Raw genomic sequence first — 11,336 nt, 5'->3', positions numbered from 1 at the left:
CCCCCCGGGGTACTCATCCGGGTCGATTGGCCGTGCTGTTGGACGAACGATTTGGGAGTCAGCCGCGCTGTGGGTCAAGTACAGTTTTGTTGCGCCCTTTTCGTGTCGAGTGGGCGCAAGCGGCTTCTGACCACGGAGGAAGGGAATACCTCGCAACACCGTTGGGGCGGTATTGATCGCCTTGCTCGTGACAGGCTGCCTGGGGAGCGACGCCGATTCAAACGACCCGGGTACTCCCAGGCCGGCGGGCCCTGAGGGCCAGATTCAATGGGATGTACCGGATCACGATGCAAACCTCGGAGGCGGTTGGATCGTTCAATCCTGCGAAGGGAACGGCGGCGTCTTGTGCGTCGAGCGAAATGGGGCACCAACCGGGACGCTTGAGACAAAAACCTATCCAGTTTCTTCTGTGGACAATCTGGACCCGGACGCCGATCCCGTTGCCAATCTGGATGCTCTGGCTGATGGATTTCACGCAGCCATTGGGGCCGACCGGGCCGCAGGGTGTCCGTCTGATTATGGTTCTGAGAATCTTGGGCCCGATGCCTTTGTTCTGGGAGGCGCTCGGGGTGTGTTCTACGGATATGTCGGTATGCTGCTCCCGGATGGCCAGCCCTCGGAGCTCAATCTTCAGTACGTGACCATCGTGGGGTCCCAAATCATCTCAATCACAGCCATCGCGTACGACGAGGGGGCTTGTCCAGGGCGAGACGGAGAGAGCACATGGGACTCGCCTACGTTGTCCAAATTCCGGCCGTACCTTGACGCGGCGCTTCACGACTCACCGCTGCCGTCGAAATAGGTCGGAATGCGGGCGGTTATTAGGCTCACGTCATGGAAGCACCGTTAACCGACAGCCGCCGCTCCTTTGTCGGGGCCAGGACGATCCTGGCCGGCTACGAGAACTACGTTGCCCGGTTCCGGGTGATTACGTCACGGGCCGAGGTGCGATTCCTTGATCGAGATTGGCACGGGATGCAGGCAGATGCTGCCGAACGATTAGGTCTCTACCGCAGCGTGGTTTCGGATGTATATGCAGACGTTGTCGGGTTGCTCGGCGATCGTGCGGAGGACCAGGCGATCTGGGCATCTCTCAAAGCCGTCTTCTCAGCACTGATTTCCGATCGGGATGATTGGGACATCGCCGAAACATTCTTCAACTCGATAACCCGGCGAGTCTTTACGACGGTCGGCGTCGACCAAGCCATCGAGTTTGTGGACACGGACTTCGATACCCCCCCGACGCGTTCGTCCGAGCCGGTATTTCTCGCCCAGGGTCGGGCCGAATCGGTGGCCGACATGGTTGGCGCGATGCTGGACCATTGTCCGTTTGCTCTGGTGAATCGAGAACGAGATGTGGCAGCGGCGACGGAGAGAATCGAGGGGCGACTCGAGCAGATCGGGGCGCTCATGAGTCTTGATGGGGCCGAGTTGGTCAGGTCTATCTTCTACCGGGGTCAGGCGGCCTACCTCGTCGCCCGTCTACATTCGGGTTCCCACTCGATTCCGCTCGTCATCGCGTTTACCAACGACGAAGCCGGGGTCGCCATCGACGCCGTCCTCACGCAGGAGCACGAGGTGTCCATACTGTTCTCGTTTACCCGTTCGTACTTTCTTGTCGATGTTGGACGCCCATACGATCTCGTTCGTTTTCTCAAACGGTTGATGCCCCGCAAACGAGTGGCAGAGATCTACATAGCGATTGGCTACAACAAACACGGCAAGACGGAGCTGTACCGTGACTTGCGGCGGCATCTGGCCTCCACCGATGAGCAGTTCGAAATTGCCAGAGGAACCAGAGGGCTCGTCATGATCGTGTTCACCATGCCGGGATTCGAAGATGCCTTCAAGATCATCCGGGATCGATTCCCGCCTCAGAAGCGAACGACTCGCCGGGCGATCATGGAGAAATACAGCATGGTCTTTCAACACGACCGGGCCGGGCGCCTCGTTGATGCACAGGACTTTCAACATCTGGAGATCCAACGATCGCGATTCTCCGATGCCCTCCTCGACGAGTTCGCAGCCGAGGCAGCCGGCACCATAGAGATCTTCGACGAGAAGGTCGTGATCAAGCAGGTCTATGTCGAGCGTCGGGTGATCCCGCTCGATATCTACGTTCGGGAAGCAGGGGAGCGGGCGGCCGGAGCGGCGGTCCTCGACTTCGGACGTTCGATCAAAGATCTCGCCTCAACCAACATCTTTCCCGGTGACTTGTTGTTGAAGAATTTTGGCGTTACACGACACGGACGCGTCGTGTTCTACGACTACGACGAACTGCGGCCGCTCACCGACATGCGTTTCAGGGAGATCCCGCAGTCGCGTGATGACGAGGACGAGATGTCGTCCGATGCCTGGTATACCGTTGGTGACACCGATGTGTTCCCTGAGGAACATGAGCGATTTCTCGGCCTGTCGCCGTCATTACGGGAGGTCTTTCTCTCGGAACACCGTGACATGTTCTCTGCAAGGGCGTGGCAGGACATCCAGGGCCTGGTGGCGGGCGGAGAGTTGTTACATGTACTTCCCTACGACGAGTCAGCTCGCTTGCCCGGTCGTCCCCGCTGGGCCGGTTGGTAAATCCGGGCGGACGCCCAGCGAGTCTGTGAGAATGACCTTATATGAGCAATAAGTGGATCATCCGGGGACTCCTCATTGCCACCCTGGCGCTCGGCGCTTTCTACGCGTATGACAACTTTGTGTCTCCGTATCGCTCCACGCCCGACGTCGTGGGATCGATGACGACAGACGATGACGTCATCGTAACGACAACCCCTCGTCTCACGTTCATGCCCGCCGATCACGAGCCGACGGTGGGAGTGATCTTCTACACCGGGGCACGGGTTGATCCCGATGCCTACGCCCCGATTGCCCGTCAGGTGGCCGATGACGGGTATCTCGTCATCATCGTGAAACACCCCTTCAATTTCGCCGTTCTCGGGGTATCCGCCGCCAGTGACGTGCTTCTCGAATACCCAGAGATTTCATCCTGGATCATGGCCGGCCACTCCATGGGTGGGGCGATGGCCGCCGAATTCGCCGAGCGGAACCAGCGCATCTCTGGCTTGATACTGTTGGCTTCCTACCCGAACGGTTCGTCCAATCTGGGCTTCCGTAACCTGAATACGCTTGTTGTGTATGGCAGTGAAGACGGTCTTGCACCGCCAGCAGAGATCGAACAGAAGTCCGCCGACCTTTTACCGAAGACCGCCGAGCTGGTACTGATTCCGGGCGGTAACCATGCCCAATTTGGAAATTACGGACCCCAAATCGGTGATGGCCTTGCCTCAATCACCCGCAACGACCAACAAGCAGCATGTGTCAAAGCGATCCTGGGATTTCTCCGCCAGTACCGTTCGTGAATTCTGACGTACCTGATCAGCGCATAACAACGCTGGTGGATGCGGAGGTGGGCGCCACCGGTGACTACGTCCTCTACTGGATGACTGCCTATCGGAGGACCGGCGCAAACTACGCCCTCCAAAGGGCGGCAGACTGGTCCCGACATCTGGGAGTTCCGCTTGTTGTCCTGGTGGCCCTGCGCCTTGATTATCCATGGGCCAACGATCGGATTCATGCCTTTGCAATCGACGGCATCATTGATGTCGTCGAAGCGCTAGGCAACCGACACATCGTTTGTGTTCCGTACATTGAACCCGAGCCGGGTGCTGGCAAAGGGTTGCTTAGGCGGTTGAGCGCTCCGGCGGCGGTGGTGGTTGGTGACGATGCGCCGGTATTCTTCCTTCCCGCCGCCCGGCAAGCAGCGGCCGCTCAGATCGAGTGCCGCTTTGAAATTATCGACCACAATGGTGTGGTCCCTATGTCGGTGACGGATCGAGACTTCAAGAGAGCGGTCGACCTTCGCCGGTTCTATCAAACGATCCTCCTCGATCATCTCGAGGACGGACCCGACCACGACCCGCTTGGTGGTTTGGACGCCAGCCGTCCCAATGTGATTGATCAAATCATGATCGACTATCCGACCGCCCGCCTGGCCCGGGACGTCATAACCGAACTTGACCTCGACCACGAAGTGCCCATTGCTCCGCTTCGGGGTGGGCAGACAGCTGCCCGAACTCGGTTGGCCGAGTTCGTGGCGAGTGGCTTAGGCCGATACGATCAGCGTAACCATCCAGCCGAACATGCCGAGTCAGGTTTGTCGCCCTATCTGCACTTCGGGCATATTTCGGTTCATGAGGTCCTGGCTGCCGTCATTGCGGCCGAACAGTGGACTCCGGCTGAGGTCGCTCCAAAGGCGACCGGGTCGCGGACCGGTTGGTGGGGCATGTCAGAACAGGGAGAGGGCTTCCTCGATCAGATCGTAACCTGGCGGGATATTGGCTACCGGGCTGCCTACTACTCCCCGGTCTACGACCAATACGAAGCCCTTCCCGGTTGGGCACGACGAACCCTCGAGCAACACGCCGCGGACCCGCGACCCTACCTCTACTCGCCCGATCAGCTGGCTCGATCAGAAACACACGATGAGGTGTGGAATGCCGCTCAAACCCAGCTCACCGAGACCGGCACGATGCACAACTATCTGCGGATGCTGTGGGGCAAGAAGATCCTGGAGTGGTCTCCACATCCAAGGATCGCCCATACCGTCATGATGGACCTCAACAACCGGTATGCGTTGGACGGCCGGGATCCCAATTCAGTGTCAGGGATCCATTGGGTGCTAGGAAGGTTCGACCGGGCTTGGGGTCCCGAGCGCGAAATATTCGGGAAGGTCCGATATATGACATCTGACTCGACTCGTCGCAAGCTGAAGCTGCAGTCGTATCTGGCCCAATATCAGCCAACCCTGCGGGGTTGAGCGCCTCGAATGGGACCCACCGTCACCTAGTCTGCTGGATGTGATCAATGCCACTCTCGCCGACCTCTTTGACGAACTTGCTGAGCTAACCAAGCTCGAGGATCAGAATCCACAATCCTTCCGGGCTCGGGCGTACGAGTCGGCCTCTCGCTCGCTGCGCGAATTGCAGCCTGACATCACGACCTTGTCCAAATCGGAGATGATCGGCCTCAAAGGTATCGGCAAATCCACTGCTGACAAGATCGGTGAATTCATTGATCGAGGGAGTATCGACAAGCTTGACCGTCTTCGGGCGATGTTTCCCGCCGACTACCGCCAGATGGTGAAGATCCCTGGACTCGGCGCCAAAACCGCCGCCAAATTGCGCGATGAGCTCGGTGTCGATTCCGTAGAGAAACTGACCGCAGCGATTGCCGGGGAGAAGCTTCGCGACGTGGCCGGGCTCGGGGCAAAGACCGAAGAGAAGCTGGGTAAAGCGATCGGCCGATTGGGCATGTCAGGCAAGGATCGCCGTACTCCGATCGCCGAAGCGATGCCGGTTGCCGAGCGGGTTGCCAAAGAGCTGGCTGCGGTCGATGGTGTGGTCGAGGTGAAGATTTGCGGAAGCCTGAGACGACTGCGCGACACCGTTGCCGATGTCGACATACTCGTTGCCTCCAGCACACCACAGCCGGTCGCCAACCGGGTCCGTGACCTGCCGGTGGTCGATGAGATCATCGCCGATGGAGACACCAAGGTGAGTTTCCTGACCCACGCCGGTCTCCAGATCGATGTCAGGGTCGTCGCTCCTGAGTCTTTTGGGGCGGCGATTATGTACTTCACAGGTTCAAAAGCCCACAATATTGCCCTGCGGCAGCGAGCGATTGCCCGGGGGATGACCCTCAATGAGTATGCGTTGGCCGATGCCGGGGATGACCGCGTGATTGCAGCCTTGTCCGAAGCGGACATCTACGGTGCGCTGGACCTTGCGTATGTGGTGCCCCGCTTGCGGGAGGATTCCGGCGAGATTGAAGCAGCAGAGAGCGGACCCATCCCGGCCGTGACGTTGGACATGATTCGTGGCGACCTGCACGTTCACTCCGATCTATCAGGAGATGGCGAAGACACGCTGATCGACATGATTGAAGGATGCCTGGCGCGCGGCTACGAGTACATGGTCATCACTGATCATGCCGAGGATCTCACCATCAATGGGGCGAGCCCTGAGCAGATGGTCGAGCAGCGCGGCTGCCTTCGGGAACTAGCCAGTCGGTATCCGACGATCGAGCTTCTTCACGGTACCGAGTTGAACATTGACCCCGACGGCAACGTCGATTACGACGCGGAGTTCCTGGCCGGGTTTGATTTCACGGTGGCGTCGGTGCATTCCCATTTTGACCTGCCGACCGAACGCCAGACGATCCGGTTGCTTACAGCCATGGGCAACCCCGCCGTGCGGGCGATCGGACATTTGTCCGGACGTATGATTGGTCGCCGACCCGGTATTGAATTCGATGTAGACGCCATCCTGGAGGGTGCCGAAACCACCGGGGTCGCTCTCGAGATCAATTCGCACCTGGAGCGCCTTGATGCCACGAGCGAGGTGATCCGGAAAGCACGCGGGCGGAACGTATCATTCACAATTGTTACCGACGCCCACCGGGTCAGGGAACTCGACTATATGCGGTGGGGCGTCCAACAGGCACAGCGGGGTTGGCTGGATCCGAACCAGTGTGTCAATACCTGGCCCCGCAAGAGATTTCTCCAATTCTGTACCAAGGAAGCATGATGGAATACCCAAGCGAATACGAACTTAACATTGTTCTGCGTGATGGCGTGGTCGCCCGTTGTCGGCCGATTCGGCCGAGCGACGCCAAGTCGCTCGTAGATATGTTTCAGCGGCTCGGAATTCAGTCGCGTTACTACCGATTCTTTCGTGCCAAGGAACGTCTCACCGATGAGGAAGTCGAGTTCTTTACGAATGTCGACTACGAGAGCCGCATGGCCGTCGTCGTTCTTCACGAAGACGAGATGATCGGCGTTGGCCGGTACGACCGAGAGCTGGACGATTCCAGCAAGGCCGAAGTGGCGTTTGCCGTTGCAGACGATCAGCAGGGTCGGGGGATCGGAACCCAACTTCTTCAGATTCTCACAACTTACGCTCGATCCCACGGGGTGGAGGCCTTCAAGGCCTACGTCTTGCCAGACAATCTGTCCATGATGCGGGTCTTCCGTAATTCGGGATACACCTTGACGAGGAGCCTCGAAGCCGGGGTTTACAACGTCGAGTTCCCCGTCAAAGCGTCGGATGACGCTCGGGCAGCCGAAGCTCGTCGCGAGCAGCGAGCGATCGCCGCTTCGATCCTTCCCATGTTCTACCCGCGCTCAATAGCGGTGGTCGGCGCATCAAGGTCACCTGGCTCCATTGGTGGGCGCCTGTTCGCCAATCTCCTGCATGGCGGATTCTCCGGAGTGGTCTACCCGGTCAACCCGCAGACCGAGGTGGTGGGGTCGGTCCGGGCGTATCCCTCCGTGACCGCCATACCGGGCACCGTTGACCTGGCCATCATCGCCGTTCCGGCAGTCGCCGTGCTCGACGTGGTACATGAATGTGCAGCAAAAGGTGTCCGCGGTCTCGTCGTGATCTCAGCAGGATTCTCCGAAGTTGGCGAGGAGGGTGCCGCCCTGGAGGCAGAACTCGTGGAAGTGGTCCGCTCAGCAGGGATGCGGATGATCGGACCGAACTGCATGGGACTCGTGAATACCGACCCGGCCGTCAACCTCAACGCCACGTTCGCCCCCGTGTATCCACCACGGGGAAATGTGGCGATGCTCTCGCAGTCCGGCGCCCTTGGAATCGCCATTCTCGACTACGCCGGTCGCCACGATATCGGGATCTCGCAGTTTGTGTCGATTGGTAACAAACCGGACGTCTCGGGCAATGATCTCATTCTCAGCTGGGAAGAAGATCCATCCACCGACGTCATCGTTATGTACCTCGAGTCGTTTGGTAATCCACGCAAGTTCGGCCGGATCGCCCGCAGAATTGGTCGCAAGAAGCCAATCGTTGCGGTCAAGTCAGGACGATCGAAGGCCGGCTCACGGGCCGCCAGTTCTCATACTGGGGCGTTGGCGAGCGCGGACGCAGCTGTGGACGCCCTGAGTGCACAAACCGGAATGATCAGGGTCGACACTATCGAGGAGCTTTTCGCAGTTGCCTCGCTGCTGGCGAATCAGCCGCTGCCAGGCGGCCGACGAGTCGGGGTCGTAACGAACGCTGGAGGGCCCGGGATCCTTGCCGCTGACGCGCTGGAGTCGAGCGGCCTTGAGTTGCCGGCCTTCAGCCAGTCGTTGCAGGCGGCGCTTCGGGTTGGACTGCCGCCCGAAGCCTCGGTTACGAACCCGGTCGACTTGATCGCGTCGGCTGGCCCGGCGGAATACGGTCATGTTGCGCGAATCCTGGGCGCCTCTGATGAGATTGACGCCGTTATCACGATTCATATTCAGACAATTGAGAACGGCCCTGATGTCGGCCCGCCCGTTCTTGAGGCGGCGCTGACGTCGGACAAGACGCAGATGGCGGTCCTTATGGAATCAGGGTCAGGTCGGGCTTCGATGCGTAACGAGACGATGACGATTCCTGTGTATGAGTTCCCTGAGGCTGCCGCCAAAGCGCTCTCGCGGGCAGCTTCGTATGCCGAATGGCGGCGAACTCCGTATGGGGAGGTGCCTCAGTTCGCCGACATCAATCTTGGAAGAGCTCGTCAGCTTGTTGCTGACGCTTTGGCTCGGGTCGGTCCCGATGGCGGATGGCTCACGGATGACGAGGTGCGCGGCCTGCTCGGATCGTTCGGCATCGATACGCCTCGATCGCATGAGGCGGAGTCAAAGGAGGCGGCAGTGTCTGCCTGGTCCGAGATCGCTGGTCCGGTCGCGATGAAGTTAATTGCTCCTTCGGCTCTCCACAAGTCGGACTTTGGCGGGGTACTCCTCAACATATCCGGCGCCGATCAGGTCCGTGAGGCGTTCGATCACATCATGGCGCTGACTGACGATGCCAACGGCGTTTTGATTCAGGAGATGGTGCCCACCGGCATCGAAGTGCTCATCGGTATGACGGAGGATCCGTCGTTCGGACCGTTGCTCGTCTTCGGGATGGGAGGCGTCTTTGTGGAGCTACTCAAGGATGTTGTGTTCCGAGCCGCTCCGATCACCGATCGGGAAGCCCACCAGATGGTGACGGGTATCAAGTCGGCCAAGCTGCTCGACGGATATCGCGGTCAGCCGGCCGGAGACACCACCGCCCTTGAACAGGCGCTGCTGCGCGTTTCAGCTCTCGTCGAGGCCATCCCGGAGCTTGCCGAGATGGACCTCAACCCGGTAATCGTCCGCGAACCGGGCGACGGTGTGATCGTGGTGGACGGCCGTGTACGAATCAGACCGATTCGGTCGGGTTGGTCACCTGAGATCGTTGACGTGGCGTCAGTCGCCGACTGAGACCAGTGACTTCCGCTGGCGGGGGGTGGTCCCCGCAAAAATGCCCTCTGTCTGATCTATGCCTATGAGTAAGCAGTCCTCCTGAGATTGGCAACCCTCGCAGATCGCTCGCGCTCTCGCGAGCGCCTTTCGATTCCCAGAAGGTGGGAAAAACACGGATGGATCCATTCCTCGGCAGGCTGCGCGCTCTTTCCAGTCAATCATGGCGCCAGTCTGTCAGGTCCTGGCCCGCCGTACTCAGGGCCGTTCGGCCCCTGGTGTGGGCCATTCGTCGGGTGGGTCGCTCGGAGAGGCGCGATATACCCGTGATTGGCCAGGTTCGGGCCGTCAGGCCAATCACGGGTGCCATTTTGCCCTAGGAACGAGAGGTGAACACGTCGTACGGTACAAGCATGAATACGGTTGGTATAAAAGCCGTCATTGTGTCGTTGGCTCGGAGACACTGAAGATGTTTGTGTATTACTTCGCGAACGTCCGTCGGTCTTGCGACAATATTTCGCACCGACTGGTCGGCCTTGACCTGACGACCTGGGCGTGTGAGGCCTATCGGAGCGCTGAGTCGCTTCGTGGTCGTCTCGTGGGGAACGAGCTGTTGGCTTCTTCCGTGACGTTGAACGTGGCCGAGCCGATCCATAAGTCCAGCCACACCGTCATTGCGTTGGAGTGGAGAGCGACCGGTCAAGCCGGGTTGTTTTCGGAACTCCAGGGCGATCTCGTCATAGCCCCGATTGGCCCCCATCGATGCCAGATCAGTCTGCGGGGGTCCTACCGTCTACCGCCAGGGGCAGATCGTTCTCTGTTCCATCGGCTGACGGAGGCTTGTATCAAGTCGTTTGTCGACCGGGTGGCCAGCGGGTTGGATCGGCCATCACTCACCGAAATGGCGATTTAGACCGGCAAGTGCATGGTCAGTGTGGTTCCGGAGCCGACCCGGCTGCGGATTTCCACTGACCCACCCATGTCCTGAGACCGTTCGGTCAGATTGTCCAAACCCATACCCCGCACGGTCGTTGCCGGGTCGAAACCGACTCCGTCGTCAGCCACCTGGATGATCAGGTCCGCTTCAAGGAGATCCACCGACACCGTGACTCTTACGGCACCCGAATGGCGCAACGCGTTGGACAAACCTTCCCGCACAAGCTGGATGGCGGTCTCGACCGTACCGGGATCAACCGGCGCAAGATTGGAGGGTACGTTCAAGTCGACCTGGGCGTCGTACGGTTCGGAAATCTGCTCGATAAGCTCGGCGAGTTCATTTCGAAGGTTACGCCCCGACCAAACGGGTGGTCGGAGGCCAAAGATGAACCGGCGCAGTTCGGAGATGGCGTTGTCGAGACGCTCGACGGCGTCGGTCAACATCGTCCGAAGTTCGATCTCCTCGACTCGAAGACTCATCCCTTGAAGAGAGAGCCCGACGGCGAAGAGGTCCTGGATGATGGCGTCGTGCAGGTCGCGGGCTATCCGTTCCCGATCCTCGACTACTGCAGTGCGACGTAGCCGGTCCTGAAGCCGGGCTGTGCTTACGGCCGCGCCCGCCACCACCGACAAGGATTCGACCAGATCCTGGTCCGCTTCGGTGAAGCCTCCGGTCTTTTCCGTCAGGTATAGGTTGCCGAACACCCGCGGCCCGAGCCGAATCGGTACACCGAGGAATGTGCGCATCTCGGGATGATTGGTCGGAAATCCTGCGGAATCGGGATGGTCCTGGAGATTATCGATGCGGATGGTTTGGGCTGATCGTATGAGCGTTCCGAGCACGCCCCGGCCGGTCGGGAGCGGCCCGATCAGGCTGGCCTGCGCCGGTTGCAAACCGACATGCAGGAATTCCACAAGAGAATTGTGTTGGCCAATCACTCCCATTGCCCCGTACTGGGCTCCGGTCATGTGCATGGCAGCCTCCACGGTCTCGTAGAGGACCGCCCGCAGGTCGGCCTGTCCGACGACGCCCGCGGCAGCCTCGATGAGACCGGAGATGTTGTCGGTTCGGTTGAGCATCCTGATCAGCCTACCTGAGTCGCCCGCCTGGTCCGGCACGGTTGGG

At 59.7% G+C, this 11,336-nt stretch carries 9 protein-coding genes; 7 read left to right on the top strand and 2 right to left on the bottom strand.

Annotation, left to right across the window (positions count from 1 at the left end):
* Positions 1-409: 409 nt before the first annotated feature.
* Genes JJE47_00280 through JJE47_00255 form a run of 6 tightly spaced genes read left to right on the top strand, consistent with a single transcriptional unit; the run spans position 410 to position 9,295 of the window.
* The gene (locus JJE47_00280) at positions 410-802 is read left to right on the top strand and encodes a hypothetical protein (GenBank protein MBK5265846.1); all 393 of its coding nucleotides are present in this window, start codon (positions 410-412) and stop codon (positions 800-802) included.
* 32 nt (positions 803-834) lie between these two features.
* Entirely contained in the window at positions 835-2,580 is a 1,746-nt protein-coding gene (gene aceK / locus JJE47_00275; GenBank protein MBK5265845.1) for a bifunctional isocitrate dehydrogenase kinase/phosphatase, read from the top strand.
* A gap of 41 nt (positions 2,581-2,621) precedes the next feature.
* A complete protein-coding gene (locus JJE47_00270; protein ID MBK5265844.1) occupies positions 2,622-3,362 on the top strand; it encodes an alpha/beta hydrolase in 741 nt (246 codons plus the stop codon).
* On the top strand, positions 3,317-4,819 hold the full coding sequence (locus JJE47_00265; GenBank protein MBK5265843.1) for a deoxyribodipyrimidine photolyase: 1,503 nt from the start codon (positions 3,317-3,319) through the stop codon (positions 4,817-4,819). Before JJE47_00270 ends, JJE47_00265 begins: the two co-directional genes overlap by 46 nt.
* A 40-nt stretch (positions 4,820-4,859) precedes the next feature.
* Entirely contained in the window at positions 4,860-6,587 is a 1,728-nt protein-coding gene (gene polX, locus JJE47_00260) for a DNA polymerase/3'-5' exonuclease PolX (protein ID MBK5265842.1), read from the top strand.
* The gene (locus JJE47_00255; protein MBK5265841.1) at positions 6,584-9,295 is read left to right on the top strand and encodes a GNAT family N-acetyltransferase; all 2,712 of its coding nucleotides are present in this window, start codon (positions 6,584-6,586) and stop codon (positions 9,293-9,295) included. Before polX ends, JJE47_00255 begins: the two co-directional genes overlap by 4 nt.
* On the opposite strand, the gene JJE47_00250 is transcribed toward JJE47_00255, so the two are convergent.
* Positions 9,281-9,499 (bottom strand): WhiB family transcriptional regulator, encoded by a 219-nt coding sequence (locus JJE47_00250; GenBank protein MBK5265840.1) that lies wholly within the window; start codon positions 9,497-9,499, stop codon positions 9,281-9,283. The two genes, JJE47_00255 and JJE47_00250, sit on opposite strands and share 15 nt — an antisense overlap.
* Before the next feature lie 244 nt (positions 9,500-9,743).
* Here JJE47_00250 and JJE47_00245 point away from each other — a divergent pair, with 244 nt between their 5' ends.
* The gene (locus tag JJE47_00245; GenBank protein ID MBK5265839.1) at positions 9,744-10,187 is read left to right on the top strand and encodes a hypothetical protein; all 444 of its coding nucleotides are present in this window, start codon (positions 9,744-9,746) and stop codon (positions 10,185-10,187) included.
* Here JJE47_00245 and JJE47_00240 read toward each other — a convergent pair.
* Positions 10,184-11,290 (bottom strand): GAF domain-containing sensor histidine kinase, encoded by a 1,107-nt coding sequence (locus JJE47_00240; GenBank protein ID MBK5265838.1) that lies wholly within the window; start codon positions 11,288-11,290, stop codon positions 10,184-10,186. The genes JJE47_00245 and JJE47_00240 overlap by 4 nt on opposite strands.
* Positions 11,291-11,336: the final 46 nt, after the last annotated feature.

It is taken from the genome of Acidimicrobiia bacterium, from assembly GCA_016650365.1.
Classification (GTDB): Bacteria; Actinomycetota; Acidimicrobiia; order Spongiisociales; family JAENVV01; genus JAENVV01.
The sequence above is the reverse complement of the archived record's forward strand: the minus strand, read 5'-3'. Positions and strand labels throughout refer to the sequence as shown.